This is a genomic window from Paenibacillus sambharensis, assembly GCF_003233845.1.
Classification (GTDB): domain Bacteria; phylum Bacillota; class Bacilli; order Paenibacillales; family Paenibacillaceae; genus Paenibacillus_I; species Paenibacillus_I sambharensis.
This window is the reverse complement of record NZ_QKRB01000036.1, coordinates 63,285-82,670: the sequence shown is the minus strand read 5'-3', so window position 1 is coordinate 82,670 and position 19,386 is coordinate 63,285. Positions and strand designations below refer to the sequence as shown.

23 protein-coding genes are annotated in these 19,386 nt (G+C 53.7%); 17 read left to right on the top strand and 6 right to left on the bottom strand.

What is annotated here, in order from left to right; genetic code table 11:
• Positions 1 to 77 precede the first annotated feature (77 nt).
• Positions 78 to 1,211 (top strand): ArsR/SmtB family transcription factor, encoded by a 1,134-nt coding sequence (locus DNH61_RS05870; RefSeq protein WP_111145735.1) that lies wholly within the window; start codon positions 78 to 80, stop codon positions 1,209 to 1,211.
• Positions 1,212 to 1,239: 28 nt separating this feature from the next.
• Here the strand turns inward: DNH61_RS05870 and DNH61_RS05865 are convergent, their stop codons facing one another.
• The 3 genes from DNH61_RS05865 to DNH61_RS05855 all read right to left on the bottom strand — a co-directional run bounded on the left by DNH61_RS05865 (position 1,240) and on the right by DNH61_RS05855 (position 3,651).
• A complete protein-coding gene (locus DNH61_RS05865; protein ID WP_111145734.1) occupies positions 1,240 to 1,839 on the bottom strand; it encodes a spore coat protein in 600 nt (199 codons plus the stop codon).
• 161 nt (positions 1,840 to 2,000) lie between these two features.
• Positions 2,001 to 2,105 (bottom strand): MetS family NSS transporter small subunit, encoded by a 105-nt coding sequence (locus DNH61_RS05860; protein ID WP_111145733.1) that lies wholly within the window; start codon positions 2,103 to 2,105, stop codon positions 2,001 to 2,003.
• Between the two features lies 1 nt (position 2,106).
• Positions 2,107 to 3,651 (bottom strand): sodium-dependent transporter, encoded by a 1,545-nt coding sequence (locus tag DNH61_RS05855; protein ID WP_111145732.1) that lies wholly within the window; start codon positions 3,649 to 3,651, stop codon positions 2,107 to 2,109.
• Between the two features lie 528 nt (positions 3,652 to 4,179).
• Here DNH61_RS05855 and DNH61_RS05845 point away from each other — a divergent pair.
• The 11 genes from DNH61_RS05845 to DNH61_RS05795 all read left to right on the top strand — a co-directional run bounded on the left by DNH61_RS05845 (position 4,180) and on the right by DNH61_RS05795 (position 11,358).
• Positions 4,180 to 4,776, top strand: coding sequence for an RNA polymerase sigma factor (locus DNH61_RS05845; RefSeq protein ID WP_111145730.1), 597 nt, complete (start codon positions 4,180 to 4,182; stop codon positions 4,774 to 4,776).
• On the top strand, positions 4,773 to 5,231 hold the full coding sequence (locus DNH61_RS05840) for a zf-HC2 domain-containing protein (RefSeq protein WP_111145729.1): 459 nt from the start codon (positions 4,773 to 4,775) through the stop codon (positions 5,229 to 5,231). The genes DNH61_RS05845 and DNH61_RS05840 overlap by 4 nt, the downstream gene beginning before the upstream one ends.
• A 42-nt stretch (positions 5,232 to 5,273) precedes the next feature.
• Positions 5,274 to 5,555 (top strand): hypothetical protein, encoded by a 282-nt coding sequence (locus DNH61_RS05835; protein ID WP_111145728.1) that lies wholly within the window; start codon positions 5,274 to 5,276, stop codon positions 5,553 to 5,555.
• Entirely contained in the window at positions 5,552 to 5,851 is a 300-nt protein-coding gene (locus DNH61_RS05830) for a hypothetical protein (RefSeq protein ID WP_111145727.1), read from the top strand. The genes DNH61_RS05835 and DNH61_RS05830 overlap by 4 nt, the downstream gene beginning before the upstream one ends.
• Complete coding sequence (locus DNH61_RS05825) at positions 5,848 to 6,555, top strand: ATP-binding cassette domain-containing protein (RefSeq protein ID WP_111145726.1); 708 nt, start codon at positions 5,848 to 5,850, stop codon at positions 6,553 to 6,555. The genes DNH61_RS05830 and DNH61_RS05825 overlap by 4 nt, the downstream gene beginning before the upstream one ends.
• Complete coding sequence (locus DNH61_RS05820) at positions 6,543 to 7,307, top strand: ABC transporter permease (protein ID WP_111145725.1); 765 nt, start codon at positions 6,543 to 6,545, stop codon at positions 7,305 to 7,307. Before DNH61_RS05825 ends, DNH61_RS05820 begins: the two co-directional genes overlap by 13 nt.
• An 84-nt stretch (positions 7,308 to 7,391) precedes the next feature.
• Positions 7,392 to 7,694, top strand: a complete 303-nt coding sequence (locus DNH61_RS05815) for an MFS transporter (RefSeq protein WP_111145724.1) — start codon at positions 7,392 to 7,394, stop codon at positions 7,692 to 7,694.
• A gap of 14 nt (positions 7,695 to 7,708) precedes the next feature.
• The gene (locus DNH61_RS05810) at positions 7,709 to 7,939 is read left to right on the top strand and encodes an MFS transporter (protein WP_146240954.1); all 231 of its coding nucleotides are present in this window, start codon (positions 7,709 to 7,711) and stop codon (positions 7,937 to 7,939) included.
• A 100-nt stretch (positions 7,940 to 8,039) separates the two neighbouring features.
• Positions 8,040 to 8,240 (top strand): copper chaperone CopZ, encoded by a 201-nt coding sequence (copZ, locus tag DNH61_RS05805; RefSeq protein ID WP_111145722.1) that lies wholly within the window; start codon positions 8,040 to 8,042, stop codon positions 8,238 to 8,240.
• A gap of 41 nt (positions 8,241 to 8,281) precedes the next feature.
• Positions 8,282 to 10,738, top strand: a complete 2,457-nt coding sequence (locus tag DNH61_RS05800) for a heavy metal translocating P-type ATPase (protein ID WP_281272370.1) — start codon at positions 8,282 to 8,284, stop codon at positions 10,736 to 10,738.
• A 20-nt stretch (positions 10,739 to 10,758) separates the two neighbouring features.
• A complete protein-coding gene (locus tag DNH61_RS05795) occupies positions 10,759 to 11,358 on the top strand; it encodes a short chain dehydrogenase (protein WP_111145721.1) in 600 nt (199 codons plus the stop codon).
• A gap of 596 nt (positions 11,359 to 11,954) precedes the next feature.
• Here the strand turns inward: DNH61_RS05795 and DNH61_RS05790 are convergent.
• A complete protein-coding gene (locus DNH61_RS05790) occupies positions 11,955 to 13,490 on the bottom strand; it encodes an alpha/beta hydrolase family protein (protein WP_111145720.1) in 1,536 nt (511 codons plus the stop codon).
• Positions 13,491 to 13,682: 192 nt separating this feature from the next.
• Between DNH61_RS05790 and DNH61_RS26710 the strand changes: the two genes are divergently transcribed.
• Positions 13,683 to 14,477: a GNAT family N-acetyltransferase gene (locus tag DNH61_RS26710; RefSeq protein WP_245947962.1), complete on the top strand. Its 795-nt coding sequence runs from the start codon at positions 13,683 to 13,685 to the stop codon at positions 14,475 to 14,477.
• Between the two features lie 24 nt (positions 14,478 to 14,501).
• Here DNH61_RS26710 and DNH61_RS05780 read toward each other — a convergent pair whose 3' ends face one another.
• The gene (locus DNH61_RS05780; RefSeq protein WP_245947959.1) at positions 14,502 to 15,383 is read right to left on the bottom strand and encodes an alpha/beta fold hydrolase; all 882 of its coding nucleotides are present in this window, start codon (positions 15,381 to 15,383) and stop codon (positions 14,502 to 14,504) included.
• Positions 15,376 to 16,173, bottom strand: coding sequence for a MerR family transcriptional regulator (locus DNH61_RS05775; protein ID WP_111145719.1), 798 nt, complete (start codon positions 16,171 to 16,173; stop codon positions 15,376 to 15,378). Before DNH61_RS05775 ends, DNH61_RS05780 begins: the two co-directional genes overlap by 8 nt.
• 243 nt (positions 16,174 to 16,416) lie before the next feature.
• On the opposite strand from DNH61_RS05775, the gene DNH61_RS05770 reads away from it, so the two are divergent.
• The 4 genes from DNH61_RS05770 to DNH61_RS05755 all read left to right on the top strand — a co-directional run bounded on the left by DNH61_RS05770 (position 16,417) and on the right by DNH61_RS05755 (position 19,385).
• Positions 16,417 to 17,208, top strand: coding sequence for a helix-turn-helix transcriptional regulator (locus DNH61_RS05770; RefSeq protein WP_425452221.1), 792 nt, complete (start codon positions 16,417 to 16,419; stop codon positions 17,206 to 17,208).
• A gap of 150 nt (positions 17,209 to 17,358) precedes the next feature.
• Positions 17,359 to 18,405: a hypothetical protein gene (locus DNH61_RS05765; RefSeq protein ID WP_146240953.1), complete on the top strand. Its 1,047-nt coding sequence runs from the start codon at positions 17,359 to 17,361 to the stop codon at positions 18,403 to 18,405.
• Positions 18,406 to 18,601: 196 nt separating this feature from the next.
• Positions 18,602 to 19,225: a sigma-70 RNA polymerase sigma factor region 4 domain-containing protein gene (locus DNH61_RS05760; RefSeq protein ID WP_146240952.1), complete on the top strand. Its 624-nt coding sequence runs from the start codon at positions 18,602 to 18,604 to the stop codon at positions 19,223 to 19,225.
• Positions 19,215 to 19,385, top strand: coding sequence for a YvrJ family protein (locus DNH61_RS05755; protein WP_111145716.1), 171 nt, complete (start codon positions 19,215 to 19,217; stop codon positions 19,383 to 19,385). Before DNH61_RS05760 ends, DNH61_RS05755 begins: the two co-directional genes overlap by 11 nt.
• The last annotated feature ends 1 nt before the right edge of the window (position 19,386 follow it).

Below are 19,386 nucleotides of genomic sequence, written 5' to 3'. Positions count from 1 at the left end.
AGGCAGCGGGTTAGCACGAGCAAACGGCTGAGTGCTTGGATCCATTTATTGTTACTATTAATAGGGAGAGACAAATAATGGCGGCAGCAGAGGAAAAGCTATTGCTCGTTAACGAACCGGAGCAAGTTGTAACCGGAGGGAGCTGGCGGGACAAGGTACAGCTTGTCATCAGCCCCTTTCACGAAATGCTGTGCAGTCTTCATGTGCTCTGCCGGCCGGAGCATCATACGGCAAGACAGGCATGGGCGGAGCGGCTAAAACAGCAAGCCCCTTTATTATGGCAGCGTGCATGGGACATAGGGGCAGTAACGGAGGAATGGATCGGAATAATTAACCTGCCGGGCGGATGCAGTGAGCCGATGAGCGTCCAGAAGGGGATTCGCCGGCTAAAGACTCTCCCGGATGCGGAGCTGCTGGAGCTGACTTTTAACTACCGGTACTCGCTCGAACAGGTTCTGCGGTGGATGGCGGGAGAAGACCGGGGACTTGCGGATAGCAGTCTTAGTGAACGGCAGCGAATGCTGCTGATGAAGCCTTCCTGTTACCGGGAAGAGCTCCTTGCCATACTGCAGGAGTATGCGGATTATTTTAAGCAGGAGTGGCGCCTGGTGCTGCCCCGCATGCAAGCGGAGGCGGAGCGTTTCCGGATGGCGTGTGAGCGTAATGATCTTAAGGCGCTTAACAGCCTGCATCCCAGGTTGTCTGTGACGGGCGGAGAGATAACAGCATACAAAGCGGAGACTTACCGTTTTGCTGCGGGGAACCTGCGGAAGGTGCTGATTTTCCCATCTGCCTTCATTGCTCCGCATCTGCTGATAGGCTGTGGCAAGGATATGGTGTCGCTGCCGCTTGCAGTAGAGAATGCACCGGCTGATGATACTGATGCTTCGCTTGCTGAGGAGCTGTCACCGCCGGTTGATCTGCTGGTACTGCTGAAAGGGCTGGCGGACGGCACCCGGCTCAAGATCGTCAAATTACTCTGGTGGGAGCCCCGGTGTACCCGTCAGCTTGCGGAATTGTTTGGCATATCGGAGGCGGCTGTCTCCAAGCACTTGAAGATCATGCAGCAGTCAGGCCTGGTATACAGTGAGCGGAGAGGGAACTACCAATTCTACAGCCTGAAACGAAGCGAGATCGACCGGTTATCCCTGAATCTGCTGCAATTTCTGGAGCAGCCGGTCGCCGAAGACAAAAGAAAAGCAGCCTTGTGAGAGGCTGCGTTTCTTCTATTTTTCATTCCTACATCAAGTGGCCGCCAGTGTGGTGTACAGGGGAGGGTGCTGTCCCATACGCATGCAGGAAGGTGTCTGCCGTTGTATCCTTCAGCGTCGGTATCTGATAGTAACCCCGCTGGTTCGCATACTGGAAGCCCTCATACGCCATATCAGCAGAGTTGTTCGCTGCGGTTTGGATCATTTGGCGAAGTGCCGGGTTAGCCATTTCAAGTGCTGCTTTCATCTTGAGAGCGGCTGTTTGCTTATGGCAATTGATCAGGCATACCGCAACATCCGCATCGTCAATCTCTTCGTTCGTGGAAGCAGGAGACTGTGTTTGAGGATTGCGCAGGCCATAAGTTGGTGCATAGCCCTGGTTTATGTTCATCATACCGGCGAGCTTGGCACGGCGGTTAGGTACAGCCTGCCCGGCGCCTTGGTGATGGGCCATTTGAACAAGGCTGTTATACTCTACCGTCAGCATATGCATATGTCTGTCCATCATGGATTGAAGCTGATGGTCTTGGGCATAGGGACGGTACAGCTTCATGGTGTTCAGACCATGGATCGCGTCATTCATAATCTCGTGCAGCTCAAGAACTTCATGTGCGCCAAGCGTATTCATTCGTGTTCATTGACCTCCAGTGAAGTGGGTGTGTGCGAAGGCACCGTTACAAATGATCTCCCAGTTGGAGGAAATTATTCTCGCAAGACCTGTCAGCCATCCCCAAAAAAAGCTGCCCCCATCCAACATTGGAGGGAACAGCTTGGTTTCATAGGTGCAGCTTAAGACTTCCTGCTCTTCTTGATTGCAATTGTAATGGTAAGCGCAAGGCCGCCCCACAGCAGCACCGCCCCGAAGGTGAACATTGCTATTGCCGCTCCGCTCATATCAGCGCCCCCCCTGCTTCGGTTTCATCGGTTCTTTCCATCTGAATGCGTAGGCCAGCACGAATGCCAGTACGATGGTCAGTGCGACCATGATCCAGCCGAAGGTCAGCTGTGCATGCAGCGGATAGCCCTCATAAGGGGTATTAAGCCACTGCTCAAAGTTCTTGTAAGACATGTAGATCAGAATCAGCGGGGTGACAACCTTGATCATCACGTCCCACCATCTGCCGATCCGGAAATCAGACACGAGGTTGTTTTCCTCCCGGATCGTGGCTAGTCTTGTGAACCAGCCGATCAGAATAACCTCGAACAAGCCGGCAATAACGATACCGAAGTTGTTGATGTAATGGTCCACAATATCCAGCAGGACAACGCCTGCACCGGTCGTATAAGCGAGGCTCACGACAGCGCAGATGCCGACAACCCAGTTAACCGATGCTTGGCGGGAAATATTGAACTTATCCCGGACTGCCGCAATCAGCACCTCAATAATTGAGATGAGAGAAGTAAAGCCGGCAATGACCAGCGACAGGAAGAACAGTGCGCCGAATGTGCCGTTCAGAATCGGGAACGAGTTGATGATCTGCGGGAATACGACAAACGCTAGTCCCAGACCAGCTTTTGCCACCTCACTGACATCCATGCCCGACGTCGTGGCCATAAAGCCGATAGCCGCGAATACGCCGATGGCTGCAAGGAACTCGAAGCCGCTGTTGCTGAACGCCATGATGAAGCCGCTGTTGTTCACATCCTGCTTCTTATCAATATAGCTGCTGTACGTGATCATGATCGCGAAGGCGATGGACAGCGAGAAGAAGATTTGGCCGTAAGCGGCCATCCATACTGTGTACCACTCCGGGTTCGTTCCGCCAAGGAAGCCTGGCAGTATTTTACCGAAATCCGGTGTGAACAGATGATCAAGACCAACTGCGGCACCAGGCAGCGTGACGGCGCGGATGACGAACAGCACCATAATGATGAACAGAATCGGCATGAAAATCTTGCTGACCCGCTCGATACCCCGCTGTACGCCCTTGGACAAGACATAATACACGCCTGCCCACACGGCTACCAGAGGCAGTAGAATATGCCACTGAATACCGCCGAAGTTCCATCCGTTCTCAGTAACCACACCCTCTGGCACACCCAGATAAGTGCCGAACAGGAAGCCTTCCGTGTCCGATCCCCAATTCAGATTGAATGAGTAGAAGAAATAACTTACTGCCCATGCGACAATTGCCACATAGTAGGTGGTAATGACAAAACAGATAAGCGCCTGCCACCAGCCCAGCCACTCAAACTTGCGCGACAACCTGCTTAGCGAGTAAGGTGCAGACCCGCCGCCCTTGCGTCCAATTCCGAATTCCAGCAGCAGAATGGGAATACCGGCTGTAAGCAAGGCGAAGAAATACGGAATCAGGAAGGCACCTCCTCCGTTGCCATAGACGACATACGGGAACCTCCATATGTTGCCAAGGCCAATTGCGGAACCGGCTGCTGCCAGAATAAAGCCGGTCCTTGAAGCCCATTGATCGCGCTGCTTCATAAGCAACTCCTCCTTCAATAATGTTAGAACGTTGTATCTGAGTTTACAGGAAGCCTAATAATCTGACTATTCAGAAAGTTTATATACAATTTATGTAGCTGCCTGCCAGGTATGCTTCCCGTAAACGTTAACAACTAAACTTTTTCGCTGAAGCGGCTGCTCCAGCCAGGCTAGACTGGATCTCAACCAATTAACCAAGCTAAATGAACATGAATCCTAAACGTAATCATGTATATTGTATACAGTCTATCTAAGGATGGTTGCCGCTTAGCGAGGAACCGGATGAATAATGCATCACATACCATGTAACTTTATGTACAAGTCCGTTATTGCAAGAATAGCACAGGCCTTATTTTTAAGGAAGTATAAATTATTTGATCATTCATTCAATATTTTTATAGTTCTTATAAAGGTGCCTTCTCAAAAAAAAATGAACCACACTGGTATTATAAACGACTATATAAGTGTAACCGCGCGGTGCAAGCAAGATCTGACTGCAGGGCAGTGGGTGGGAGAGAGGTATCAGGCATGACCTATGAGCAGAATACGGCGGATTCCGACCGTGGCCGGGAAGAGCAGAGGCTGAGGCTGCTGCTGCTGCAGACTGCAGAGGGGAACAAGGAGAGCTTCGAAGCCTTCTACAGCTCCTTTGTCAATCCTGTGTATAGTTTCCTGAAGAAGCGGTTCAGAGATGAGCAGCTGATTCAAGAACTTATTCAAGATGTGTTTGTAGCTGTGTGGCAAGGTGCAGGAAGGTTTCAGGGCCAGTCAAGTGCAGCTTCCTGGCTGTTCGCCATTGTTCGCAATAAGATGCTGGATGTTTTACGCCGTAGGTATAAAACAGCAGATGAGCGGATGCCGCTTGCTCTGGATGAGATCGCGGAGCATGGTGCTGCCCAGCCGGACTTCAGCGGGAGTTTACTTACAGGGCTTACCGTTCGGGAGGCGGTGAAGCGCCTGGAGCCTGAGGCGAGGCAGCTGGTTGAGCTGGTGTTTGTTCTGGGGTTGTCTTACAGCGAAGTCGCCAGGGTGCTGAGCATACCGGAAGGTACCGTGAAGAGCCGGGTCTACCATCTGAAGAATGCATTGCGCAAAATAATGCCAGGTGAAGGAGGAGACCAATGAGCGAACGATGCGAGCGTGTATCTGTACTGATCCCCTGGCTGGTGAATGATACACTTCAAGCCTCCGAAAAACGTGAGGTATACGGGCATCTCACCGGGTGTCCGGGATGCCGCAGTGACTTGGTGATGTTCATGACGATGAAAGAGCAGGTATCAGGAGAGGTTGACCGGCTGGAGGATCATAAAGTGGAGTCTTTATTCACTTCAATATGCGGCGTGATCGAAGGTCTGGCTCCCGCGGAAGGAAAGTTGTTAGCAGCAGCGGAGGCCGTCCTGCTGGCAGGCACAGCTCGGGCAGGGAGCGGGCAGACCGGAATCGAAGAATACTTGGTTGAGTGGGGTGCAGTGCGGAATGAATACAGGAAGATGAGACAATCGCTATCTTCTGTCCTCTCCGTGCTCAGATGGTATAACCATGCAGCGAAGTCTGCATTACAGAACGGAATGCGTATTTAACCGGTTTCCATACCTGATAATGTATAGAGGAGAGGTTCGAAGATGGAGAAGGAATATAACAACCACTATAACTACAATATGAGTGCGAAAGAGATCGCCGAACTGCTCGATGTTACAGCGGAGAAGCTGCCGCTGCTAATCACGCGCGTATTGGAATCGTTCTATTCCCCGGAAGCCGGCAGCAAAATTGGTCAGTCGGTGGGATCGCTGTATAAGGAACTTGTTCAGGCCGGACTGCCGCAGGATGTGGCTGTCAAGATGGCGGGTGATTACATGTTCTCCCTTCGCGACTTTATGAAGATCATGGATTCGACGGAACAATGAGCGAAAGAATGAATCTGGTGCACATAGGCTGGAATGTTCTCAAGGCAGGGAGAATCCCGTTTAAGCTGACAGCCGTTCTGCTGAATGGAAGACGAGTCAGGAGACAGGCAGTGGGGCAATTCAGCCGATCACTCGAAGAACAAGGTCTGCCTCGCGAGGCAGTAAGGATGCTGTCTGACCGTTACGCGGACATGGTGCCGCTGCGTGTGATGGATTATATCAAGTTAACGGGCCGGTTTGACAAGTCTAGGTCAAGGGGATCATCCGTTGCGATAGAGAAGGGAGTAAGGACATGATAGAAGAGGCGGTTGCTGTGGCTGAGCTTGAGGTTACACTGGGCGGACGGCAGGTGTTGGACCGAGTTCGTATACGGGCAGGCAGTGGGGAGTTGGTTTTCATTGCCGGACGCAATGGTTCTGGGAAATCGACCGTGTTCCGCGCTATCATGGGACGGCTGCTTTCGTCAGGCGGGGAGGTGGCTGTACGCGGACAGGTCGGTTATCATGAGCAAACGCCGGTTTACATGCCGGATATGACGGTGGTGGAAAATCTGCGGAGCTTTAATAAGCTGTTCCGCACCCAATGGAGTCCAGCTAGAATGGACCAATTTATAGAGGAGCTTGGCCTAAGCCATGCGGAACGGTCTAATGCAAGCAGCCTTTCAGGCGGAGAGAAGCAGCGGCTTGCTCTTGGGATCACGCTGATGCGCGACAAGGATATTTATCTCTTCGATGAAGCGGAATCAGCTATGGATCCTGCGGGCCGCCGGTTTTATTTTGACATGCTGAAGCGGCTTAGCCAGGAGGGGAAGACGGTTCTATGGATCAGCCATCACATCCGGGACAGCTTGGCGGTTGCAGACCGCGGGTACTTCATGCATGGCGGAAAAGCATATTCCTTCGACGTTTCCCAGGTACGGTCATCTGTTCAGGATTACAGCGAAGATGCGTTCGCCGATTACTGCGAGGAACAGGTGGTGAATAGCCAGTGGGAGTGTTAATTGTGAACCTGATCAAGTCGGCTTTCCGGGATAAATATTTGCGTTTCTGGGAATGGATCTTTCCGCCGCTGCTTATGACTGCCTTCGCGTTGTTTATCCGCGGGGAGTTGTTTGCTACCTTCATTCTTCCGGGACTGGCGGCGTTCCTTCTGTTTCAAGGCCTGATTTATGCCATACCTTACCGGCTTGCGCTGTTACGGGAGAATAGTCTGCTCCGGATCGCCGTGGAAGAGGGAAGCATCGGTATGCTCTCATCCGCCTTTGTGCTGTCCCGGGTGCTTATTAGCTGCATTCAGGCGGGATTGTTTATCCCAATTGGCATCTGGATTCTTCAGCCGGAGATAGACATCAGGGCCGGATGGCTGATTGCGGCGTTTGCGGCAAGTCTATTCGGTCTTGGCGGCTTTTCCCTGCTCGTAGCATCCTTGTCCAAGACGGTGGGCAGTGCGCTGGGATTCGCCCAGCTGTTCTATATTCTGCTTACGGCTGTATCGGGCATCTTCTTCCCGCTTGAACGCAGTCCGGAATTTCTGCAGCTGACCTCGTCCCTGTCACCGTTGACGTACACTAGCGAGATGCTCTCATACGGCCTGACAGGAGGTGGAGGGAAGCCGCCAGTTGAGGCCCTGCTGTTCCTGCTTCTCTTCGGGGGAGCTGCCGCGGCAGTTGGGCTGCTTATCCTAAAGCGGGACCTGGCGGCGGGAAGGAACTGGAACCGTACGGTAGCGGGTCCAGCTTCGGCGAGGGGATGATTAGGGAGTCAGGTCAGCAGCGCAGTTGGTTCCGTGACATCTCTATCAAGTGTATACGCCAGCTGGAAGTAGTTTCTTATATGCATGTTTACCATAATAATGGGCACCAAGATCCTGGACCAGCTTCATGGCGAAGCTGGTCTTCTTGTGCTTCGTTCAGTAAGCGAGCAGCTTGGTGTGGAGAGTAGAATGAGACCAGCGGCACGTATTTCCCCGATCGCAGGCGCACAAATCGCGATGTCCTATCCGCCTGAGCAGCGCGGCAAGATGCTGGGTCTGATCGGTATGGTCTTCGGACTGGGCACGATCCTTGGGCCAATTGCTGGAGGACTCATCATTGCACACATGGATTGGCGCTCATGGGCTTCGGAATCGGCATTATTATAGGAGCTCCGCTTAACATGCTGATCCTGCAGGCTGTTGATCCGGGCGAGACAGGTACGGCGGTGGGGTATATCAGTTTGTTTCGTTCGCTTGGCTCTACGCTGGGACCAACCGCAGCCGGACTGCTTCTGTCCATCGGAAGCAATGGCTTCAGCATGCTGTTTCTGTTAAGCAGTCTTGTATCTGCGCTCAGCATCATCCTGCTGCTGTTGTTCCTAAAGCCGCGTAAACCAGCCGCAATCGGTTAAAATAATAAAAAGTTCCAAAATCCCCTTGACTAATATAGGGTAGGGGGGTATAGTATTAAGCATCGGCAACACTACTTTATATTAAAAGGAGACGATATCCATGATGAACCAAACATTGAACGTACAAGGCATGAGCTGCCAGCACTGTGTGAACTCCGTTGAGAATGCACTGAAGGAGATCGGGGCAGAAGGCAAAGTTAACCTGAGCGCCGGCACGGTGGAAGTTGCTTATGACGAAAGCAAGCTTAGTCTGGATCAAATTAAAGAAGCGATTGAGGAGCAGGGCTACGATATCGTGTAAGGGAGATATCGTGTAAGGGATGGTAAAGGAGAGGGATAGCGATGCAAGCAGCGGAAATGAAGACAAGCAAGCAGACGACCTTGCAGGTGACCGGGATGACCTGCGCCGCCTGTGCGAACCGGATTGAGAAGGGTCTGAACAAGCTGGAGGGCGTATCGGCCGCCAATGTGAACTTCGCGCTGGAGCAAGCCAGCGTCACGTATGATCCGGGCAAGGTGGATGTTCAGCGTCTGGAGGAGAGCATCCGCAAGCTCGGCTACGATACGGTGAAGGAATCGGTTGATTTTCAGCTGGAAGGCATGACCTGTGCGGCCTGTGCGGCCCGGATTGAGAAAGGCCTGAACAAGCTTCCCGGCGTTCAACATGCGACTGTGAATTTTGCAATGGAGACTGCTCATGTGGCGTATGCTCCGGGTGAGGTTGCGGTATCCGATATGCAGCAGAAAGTGGAGAAGCTGGGCTACAAGGCGGTCCTCAAGCAGGAATCCGGCGAACCCGCCGACCGCAGGGCACAGGAAATCCGCAAGCACAAGCTGAAGCTGCTCATTTCCACGATCTTGTCGCTGCCTCTTCTATGGACGATGGTCAGCCACTTCTCCTTCACGTCCTGGATTTATACACCGGAGATTCTGATGAATCCATGGGTTCAGATGGTTCTGGCTGCACCTGTCCAGTTCTATGTAGGCTGGCCCTTCTACTCGGGCGCTTACAAGGCGCTGCGCAATGGCAGTGCCAATATGGATGTCCTGGTTGCGCTTGGAACCTCAGCCGCATACTTCTTCAGTGTATATCAGACGATTCTGTGGGCTTCTGAAGGAGGTTCCCTGCATCATGGCGGGCCGGCGCTGTATTTTGAGACAAGTGCTGTTCTGATTACATTAGTCATCTTGGGCAAATTCTTCGAGGCATTGGCCAAGGGGCGTACTTCCGAGGCGATCAAATCGCTGATGGGCCTGCAGGCGAAGACCGCACGTGTAGAGCGTGATGGACAGGAGCTGACTATCCCGGTAGAAGACGTGCTTGCGGGCGATATCGTGCTGGTACGTCCCGGTGACAAGGTGCCTGTCGATGGAGTCGTAGCGGATGGACTGTCCTCTGTTGATGAGTCGATGCTGACAGGTGAGAGTTTGCCCGTTGAGAAGCAGGCGGGAGATGCAGTGTACGGCGCGACGATGAACAAGAACGGCTCCCTGAAGATAAGGGCGACGAAGGTCGGCAAGGACACGGCATTGGCACAGATTATTAAAGTCGTTGAGGAGGCGCAGGGCTCCAAGGCGCCGATTCAGCGGGTAGCGGATGCCATCTCGGGTATATTCGTTCCGATTGTCGTAGCAGTTGCGATTGTATCGTTCCTCGTATGGTACTTCCTGATCATACCGGGTGACTTCCCGAATGCACTCGAAATTGCGATATCCATTCTTGTTATCGCTTGCCCTTGCGCGCTTGGTCTGGCGACGCCGACTTCGATTATGGCCGGTTCCGGCCGTGCAGCCGAGCTTGGCATTCTGTTCAAGGGCGGCGAGCATCTGGAGCAGACCCACAAGATTGATGCCATTATTCTCGATAAGACGGGTACAGTAACCAAAGGTAAGCCGGAGCTTACAGATGTAGTTACGGATGAGGATACGGATGAGGATACGGATGCTTTCCTAGCCATTGTCGGCTCCGCTGAGAAGAATTCCGAGCATCCGCTTGCCGAAGCCATCGTGGCTGGCATTGAGGGAAGGGGAATCGCCATCCCCGCTTCCGAAGCGTTCGAAGCCATCCCGGGTTACGGCATTAAGGCGGTTGTTCAGGGGCGAAGCGTCGTGATCGGTACGCGCCGCCTCATGGAGCGGGAAGGTATTGCGGATGCGGAGTCTGCCTATAACGCAATGACAGAGCTGGAGATGGCAGGCAAGACGGCTATGCTCGCAGCTGTAGACGGGAAGTACGCCGGTATGGTAGCGGTGGCGGACACCGTTAAGGAGACGTCAGCTGCAGCGGTGAAGCGGCTGAAGGCAATGGGGATTCAAGTGATTATGATTACAGGCGATAACGAACGTACAGCACAGGCCATCGCTGCTCAGGTTGGCATTGAGCATGTGCTAGCCGAAGTGCTGCCGGAGGGCAAGGCAGCGGAAGTGAAGAAGCTGCAGGAGCAGGGCAAGCATGTCGCGATGGTAGGAGATGGCATCAATGACGCTCCAGCCCTGGCAACCGCTAATGTTGGCATGGCAATCGGCACCGGTACGGATGTGGCGATGGAAGCGGCGGATGTTACGCTGATGCGCGGCGAACTGTCGAGCATACCGGATGCGATCTACATGAGCCGCAAGACCATGAGCAACATCAGGCAGAATCTGTTCTGGGCGCTCGGCTACAACACGCTGGGTATTCCGGTTGCAGCAATCGGCCTGCTTGCTCCTTGGGTAGCGGGAGCGGCAATGGCGCTCAGCTCGGTTTCAGTAGTGCTTAATGCGCTTAGGCTGCAGAGAGTGAAGGTTAAGAGCAGCTAAGCTCTGAAGGAGATTGCAAGATGAAGGTTTTGTTAATTGGAGCGACCGGTACGATCGGATCAGCGGTTTACCGGCTCATCTCGCCAAGGCATGAAGTAATGACGGCGGGCCGCAGCGAAGGGGATGTGAGGGTGGACATCACTTCTACGGACAGTATAACGGCCATGTATGAATCAGTCGGGAAGGTAGATGCTGTGATCAGCACGCCGGGAGCTTCCTTCTTCGGTCCGCTTGCAGAGCTGACGCCGGAGCGCAATGAGATTGCCATTGAGAGCAAGCTGAAGGGGCAGATAAATATTGTTCTGCTGGGAATACCGTACATGCGGGAGCGGGGCAGCTTTACCCTGACAACCGGCATCACGATGGATGATCCTGTGAAAGGCGGCGCTTCCGCCGCCATGGCCTGCGGCGCGGTCAGCGCGTTTGTTAAGGCAGCTTCCCTGGATATGCCTGACGGTATCCGGATCAATCATGTCAGTCCGGGGCTTCTGGAAGAGTCCAAGGATAAATACAGTGCCTTCTTCCCGGGCTTCGAGCCAGTCCCGGGGACGAGGGTGGCCCAGGCTTACTTGAAGAGCCTGGAAGGGGCACAGACTGGCCAGACATACCGCGTCTATTAACGCCAGAGGGTCAAACTTTGAGAAGGCGGTTATTATCCTTCCATAAACAAGGGAATGTCCAACAAGCAAGTCCGCTTGCCAGGCGGGAGAGCTCGACACTACACGGCTAACGAATTTCACACACGTTAAACCAGCAAATTCTAAGCTTGCTGGGCTGTAATGAATCTGAGAAACGCTATTAGGCTATTTTTCGTCCAATTATATGGATTATTCGTGCATTAACAACGCTCAGATTCGTTACAGATTAGAAACTGCCTTTTGGTGGCTAATAGCGTGTGTGAGGTTCGTTAGCGTTTTTCCGGTCGATCGTCCATTTCCAGAGGTAATGGTCGCAGTTGACCAGAACAGGAATGGCGCCACTGGGATCAGACCCTGCGGCGCCATTCTTACTGTTAAACAGATGATGGGGCTCAAAACACCCATTTAATCAGTCTTTTGAGACAGCCCCTTGTGCTTGCGCATCAGATCTTCCAACGCGTCCAGTATACGCAGCAACCTGGCGAAGCCGATAGGGGAGAGCTTCCCATGAACGGCTGCCGGTACAGCAAGGGTGAGCAGCGCTTGGGATAAGCCTCTTCTTAGGGGCAGCTGCCCAGTTATTCTTTCGGCTTTTTCGTAGTCTCCTGCAGCCCTTCGGCAAATTCGCTGGTTCCGTCCCGGAGCTCCGGATAGGCGCTGCCCGGATTCTCCAGCAGGCCGCCATCCTGTCCAAGCAGGTGCTTGTTGAAGAAGTCGAGCACGACTTGATTGACAATAGCTGTGCTCCGCTCGCCATCAATGGGACCTGTGAAGCCAAGCTGCGGCAGCAGGGGTGAAGCCAGCTGGAGGTCGGTGAAGTTATAATGCGAGGAACCGTCCATATACAGCAGCTGGTTGTTCGACTTCAGCGTCTCGCTGATCTGCTGGATCTCCAGTCCGGCGATCTTCAGCTGCTCGGCCATTTCTTCACGAGTTGTACCCATCTTCTCAAGCTCCGCATTGGTGTAGGACTTCCCTTGCCTGATCTCGTTATAGGCATTGAACGTATCCTCCGCATAGAAGAACAGGAAGGGCTTCGTTACCGCAGGATCTCCCCGGAAGCCGTACAAGGTGCCATCCATGTCAATTCCCGCATCCACCCGGTCATCCGGCATCATATCATAGCTGGCGGCGCCGCCGTACGAATGGCCCATGACGCCGACCCGGCTCATGTCTATTTTGCCGGTGAAGCCGCTCTCTGCCTGGCCGATATTCATCTTCTCAAGCTGGCCCAGCGCAAAGCGCACATCCTCGGTCCAGACGCTTCCAACCTCTTCACGATAGTCAACAGACTTCACCATGCGGGCTGAATCTGTCTCGTTATGGGTCACTCTGCCATCCGGGAAGACGGATGCGAGAGTGCTGTACGGGTGCTCGACAGAAGCCACAATATAGCCATGGCTCGCGAGATTCTCGGCCTGCGCCGTCTGCAGGAAGCGCGCTGTGCCCATACCGTGATTCAATAGAATCAGGGGATAGGAGGGCTGTTCACCGGAAAGCTCCGCATTCATGGCGGAGTGGGTTAGGGTATACTGCCAATGGCTGATGAGCTGCCCGGACAGCCGCATTTCTGCGGCAAGAGCATTGAGGATCTCCATGCCCTCTGGCACCAGCGGAGCAGTCTCCAGCTCCCTGTCCGGTTTGGCGGGATACCAGAGCTGCACCATGATTTCCCGCTTGCCGCCGGCTGCGCCAATGGTTTCTTCCCTGCTTTCATCGACCCAGTGAATGATGCGTGTCCCGGTTGGATAGGGGCCTGTCGGCTCGGGCAGGCTGAAGACCGGCAGTAGGACAGCCAGGCTGGCGGAGGCCAGGATCGCGAGGGTGAGAAGTGATTTTAGCGGCAGTGTAATCCAGGCGGACACCCGGCGCTGCGGGCTAGACGCTCTGCGTTGTAGCCTGTAGATGGAGACTGCGAGGAAAACAAGTGTCATTACATACGGGACCAGCAGCTGCCAGCGGCCCCCTTCCGCAAGGAAATGAACCAGCAGCACAGCAGCAGCAATCCCGCTGACCGGCAGCAGTGTCTGGCGTCTGAAGGCTGTGTTAGGCATGAACAACAGGACAAGCAGCAAAACATTTGAAGCCAGCAGCATGATTTCGAATAAGCGCATACGTTTTTCCTCCTAAGCTCTCTTGTAAAACATAGCCTCCCAAGTGAAAAAGCAGCTTCACCATGTGCATAGGCGAGACCTGTCTCCACCAGGATGGTATATAATACCTCTAAGACGAGTGAGTCCTAAATTTGGCATCTTTCAGTACTATGAATTCATCTTAGCTGGGGGATATGGGGAGGTTATGGAGTTATGTCAAAAGAACTGGTTCAGCATATTGCAGCGCAGCTGAAGCGTCTGCCGGGCAAGAACCGTGATCAGGCTCATCGCAGCATTGAGAGTTTTGCAGGAATACGTCTGCCGGACCTATCGGAGGAATCATTAAGCAGAATCGCTGCGGACAAGCTGGAAGTGATGAAGGGGATGGTTGATGGTATGATTCTGACGGTTGAACAGGTACCCGATATGATCAGTGCTTATAACCGCTTCCGGGAAGGAGACCTGCCGCAGCGGATTTCATTTGGTCAGCCAATGACTAAGGATGTCCTGACAGCGTCGGACCGGATTACCCTCCGCCGCACCGAGCCGGATGATCTGTTCCAGGTTCTCTACATCGAGCGGGACCCGGCTCATACGCCGTTCATAAGCCAGTGGACCAGGGAGCAGCATATTGAAGCATTGTCTGACCCGGATGCGCTTCATCTGATCATTGAAGATGCAGATGGAAGCCTGGCCGGGTACCTTATTGTAAACGGGCTTCATGATCCTAACCGGTCGGCGTGTCTGACAAGGATTGCGCTGAAGGCTCAGGGCAAGGGCTATGGCAAAGAAGCCATCCGGCTTATTGTCGAATGGCTGTTTGCAAATACGAGCGTTCACCGTATATGGCTGGATGTTAAGGATTTTAACCTGAGGGCTCGAAACGTATACCGCTCATCGGGCTTCACCGTGGAAGGAACGCTGCGTGATTCGGTTCTCCGGGATGATAAATATGAGTCCCTGATTATTATGTCCATTCTCAGGACGGAATTTCGGGGGTTAAGCTGAATAGGTTCTGTCTGTGAACTGTTCCTAGTGTCGCAGAGCCGACAGGATCGCTTCCCAGGTCTGTTGGTCTTCGGTCAGGAAGTGTCCGGCCCCAGGCACCACTGTTACCCGGCAATCGGGTATCTGTCTGGCTGCTTCCAGCATCTCTGCGCAGGGCGCCATGCGGTCTTCCGCTCCGTGATAGACCCACACGGGTACCTTCAGCTCGGACAGCTCGAAGCCCCAATGCCGGGACAGGAGGACAGGCTCGCTAATCCCTTCATATGGCCCCTGCCGGTAGGCCTCGCGCAGATGCCGCAGGATACCTTCAAGCTGCTCCTCTGTCTGAAGATGAGCGCGGTCCCAATCAGACAGATGCTTGTTGCCGGTCTTAAGCAGCTGCTTGAACTTCTCGGGCTGCCCATCCATCAGTTTAATCTGTGCGTTCAACGACCATTTCATCAGCCAGGGGGTATACCTGCTCAGTATGAATGCGAGCTGGTTGGCCTTCTCCATGCTGGCCGGGGGCCTGCCCCTGCGGAAGGGGGCGACGCTCGCGGCCATGGCGGCAGACCGGAGGCCGGGGAGAGCCTTGTATGCGCACGCGGCGGCGTACGCGCCTCCGCCTGAGACGCCGAGCACGGAGTACTCGCCAAGCCCAAGCTGTGCTGCAGCCTCTGCCGTATCATCCGCCCAATCCAGCACGGTCCGTCCCGGCTTGGGGTCTGAGCGTCCATAGCCAGGACGGTCAAAGGCGATCAGGCGGCATCCAAGACGGAGGGCAGTATCGTCCGCTTCCGTAAACCAGACCCGGCTGCCGGGAGTGCCGTGGAACAGGAGAATAGGATAGCCGTCAGGGGTCCCGTTCTCCGTGTAAGCCAGGCTTCGTCCATCGCGCAGCCTGAGCATAAGGCAGCTGTCATTCAACCGGGCCGCCTCCTTCGCCTGGAGTCAGACCGTGTTCTGCCGCATAATGGGCAATTGCCCCCTGCATCCATGCTGTTTCCTCGTCGGAATAGGGGGTGTGAAACATGCCCTCCAGCTTGTCAATCTCATCCTGAGGAACCTCTGTCAAGGCAAGTGTTCCTTCCCTGCCCACAAGCTCATGAATCAGCTGCATATAATCTTTCACCAGCTTGGCGGTTTCGGGATCTTCGTACGGCCTGCCGGTTAACCGCCTAATCTCCTTCACGAGCTGGACAAACTGCTTGTCGAGCTGCTCCTGTGTAGTGCTGTTCAGCTTACTGCCGGGCGGCAGGCTGATCTGCTGCTCCAGCCATTCGCGCTGCTGCTTCTCCAGCTGAATGTTGCGGATCAGACTGAACAGCAGTGTGCTGTCTGCTTCGCCTTCCTCATCCAGAACCTTCAGAGTCCGGTTTACAGCCTGGAGAGAAGCTTCGATTTCAGCCTTCCGTGCTTCCAGCGCCTGTCTGTGCAGGCGGAGGGTTTCGCTCAGGCTTACCGTGCGTCCCGAGTGATACAAGGTCTGCCGGATTTGCTCCAGGCTGAAGCCGAGAAACTTGAGGCTCAGCACCTGCTGAAGGGCCGAGATGTCTTGGGTTGTATAAATCCGATGTCCGGAGCCCGGCCGCTTCGCAGGCCTGAAAACTCCCGTCTCGTCATAATAATGCAGCGTACGTATGGGCACCCCCGTCTTGGAAGCAAACTCACCAATGGAATAGGTTTCATTCTTCATTTCCTTTGTCGTATTGTTCATCCTCGCACCTCCCTTATGCAGTTAATCATAAAACCTACAGCTGCTGTAGGTGCAAGTTATTTTTTGCGCATTAGCGGGAGGTAAGGTTACCTCGTTAAAATCGGCGTTAAACAGTGGAGGTTGTGGTTCCCAAGAAAGCTTAGATATGGTAGTATAAATGGGTACATATGTTCGTATAACTAGACTTGCGACAGGGTCTTGTAAGCTGCCTAAGAGGCAGCAATATTCAAGCTGCAGGGAGGCGTGGCGGTAGTGAAAGCTGCGGAAATGGAAGCTGTTATCTCCTACATCCAAGAGCATCTGTGCGACCCGCTGAGTCTAGGTCAGCTGGCTGCTTATGCCGCATACAGTCCCTATCACTTTACACGTATCTTCAAGGCTTATACGGGTTTAACACCCCAGTATTACGTTTCATCTCTGCGCCTGCAGAGGGCGAAGGATCTGCTGCTGCAGACGAACCTGACCATCCGCGACATCAGTCTGGAGATCGGCCAGCAGAGTCTGGGAACCTTCACAACCCGGTTCACCCAGCGTGTTGGCATGACGCCCTCGGAGTTCAGGAATTCGCCGCAGCAGGCAGACACTAATATTGCACTCCTTAAGCAATCAACCCACTGGGCTTCTGCTTTACTGACGCGAACCGATGAAGGTGCCGTTAAGGGCACCGTATCCACAGCGGTTCCCTGTGAGGGAGGCGTTACACTAATAGGCTTGTTTGATAAGCCTATCCCAGAGGGCATCCCCCGCCGGGGAACGCTTATTGCCGGTACAGGAGAGTTTCAGTTAAACCATGTCCAGCCCGGAACCTATTATCTAATGGCCACTTGCATCTCCTGGGGGATGGGGGCAGTGGATGCGCTTCTCCCTTATTCAACACTGCGAACCCGTTCCAGACAGCCGGTGATTGTCCGGCCGGGAGAGCCTGTTCCCGATCAGCATGTGGTGCTGTATCCGCCGCAGATTGATGATCCGCCCATACTGATCTCACTGCCGCTGCTGATGGAGCGTTTTATTGCCCGGATGAGGCTGCAATAATCATCTTGCATGGAGTGAGATAATTCATATAGAAGGTTGTTTTTCGGGTACGCTCCGCCACTTTATATAGTAGAAGCAGCACAAGAGGCAGACAGCAAGGTCAAGAACCGCCGGCTGCTTCACATTACGAAGGCCAAAGGAGTGGTAGCAATGGCAACCTTGATTCAGAACGGGACAAGAGCGTCCAGAAATCCGTCTTTTGCAGGAAGAACGGCAGGCACAACCGTGTACAAGGGAGGCGGGTATGTATTCTACTCGGATAACCCCGAGGATGTTGGACTCCAGGATCTCGCAGATGCGGGCAAGTTCCTGAACCGTGATACGGTTACCGGGGCAGGGCTTGTCTACCTGTGGCATCATAACGTAACGGGAGTCACCATTAATCATGCGCTGCTGATTCACAATCCGAACAGCTATCCCATTACGGTTACATCCACGAATTACGGACTGACTAACTATAAGGGAAGCCCGGATACTGAGGCGTGGAAGAGATATTTTGCCACCACAAGCCCCAAGTCAATTACAATCAATCCTCTGGGTTACGGAACGTTGTTCCAGCAGAGTGTGCCGGCTGATAACAACTTTGGTATGGTGGCACGAACCAATGTCACCAACAGCAGTACCGGGGCGGCGGCCTCTGCCCTGTTCTTCGACCTGACCTGGAGAACGAACTCTGGCGGCGGGACAGCTTATGCTGACACCAGAAGCCCTTCAATGAGAAGGGGCAAGGGCGCGACTTACTACAACACGATGACCTTTGACACGATTGCACCAACTACCACGGACGGAATAGCTTTCAAAATTCTAGGCTCAGCCCAGTACCCCGGCATATTTGGCACCGATGATCTTCCGCTCATTGTAGACCCGGCACCGGCGACCAGTACGAATAAGAATGTGACAGGGCTGCTTGACGGCGGCTACGGGCAGCAGCATGCCGTCACCATGCGGATCAAGAACAGCTTCTCTACAGCACGCAGCTTTAACATTTACATGGGAAGGGAAGCAGGCTTCCATACGTTCCCTTTCGTTAATATGGCCGGCGTTTCACTGGCACACAACTGGGTTCCAGGCGGCACCTATGTAGATATGATCTCTACAGGGGTAATTAATCCGGGCCAGACAGCGGAGGTTTTCTTCTTTGTTGTAGTGCCGGCTATGTCCACTACACCGCTGGTTATCGGCGCCCGGCCGGTGTAGCAGACCGAGGACGCGGCCTTTGGGCAGGGCTGCGTTCCTTTAGGAAAGCTGATCAACTGGCGAAGACTTGTGAGATAATAGGAAGACGGGTATCAACGGTCTCTTGCGGGAGATCGTTTTTTACCCCCAAAAACAGGAACACATGTTCCTAAATTGGTTGTATTTTCAGCGATAATAAGCAGATAAGGAGGGATACATGATGATTACTGACGTTCAGCAGCAGAGATTCCGGCGTTACTGCGAGGCACACCCAGCCCTTCTGGCGAACCGGATTGTGGCAGGCTTCTTTCAGGATGAGTCGAGGGTGGGTCTTCTCTTGAGAGCGATGGATGGAGATGCAGAGAGCAGACGAGAGCTGGAGCAGTCGTTCCGCCGGCACTTCTTTCGTATAAGGTTCTTGAAGTACATGGTTTCGACTGTTAAGTATGCGACGATTGACCAGCAGCGAAGCTGCCGCCGCCGTGATACGGTTCAGCCCCTCCTGTATGACTGTCCATCTGCCAAAGAGGAAGGAGCCCCGCCGATAGGCGAGCTGTTCCAGAACAGCCAGGCACCATCTTCAGCTGAAGCAAGCCAAGCGGTCTACGATCCAGAAGCCTTTCACAACAGCTTGACGAATGAACGCCTGGCCGATGCCTTTGCTTCGCTTACCAATAAGCAGAAGCTAATTACAACGCTGTGCTATGCCTTAAGTTATCGGGATATCGAAGCAGCGCAAATGCTGGGTGTCTCGCCTCAATCAATATCCAAAACGAGAAGGCTTGCGCTGAGTAAATTGCGGCAGGCAATGACAGGAAGGAGAGAGAGGAATGGACACTGAACAGCCAATCGCCTACTTGCTTGCTGCAATCAGCCAGGTGGGCTTTCCGATAGCTGTAACCAGCTATCTGCTGATTCGCTTCGAGAAGAAGCTGGATATTTTGTCGGCAACGATTGCCCGGTTATCGGAAGCGATGAAGAACCAAGCGGGAGAGGAGTAAT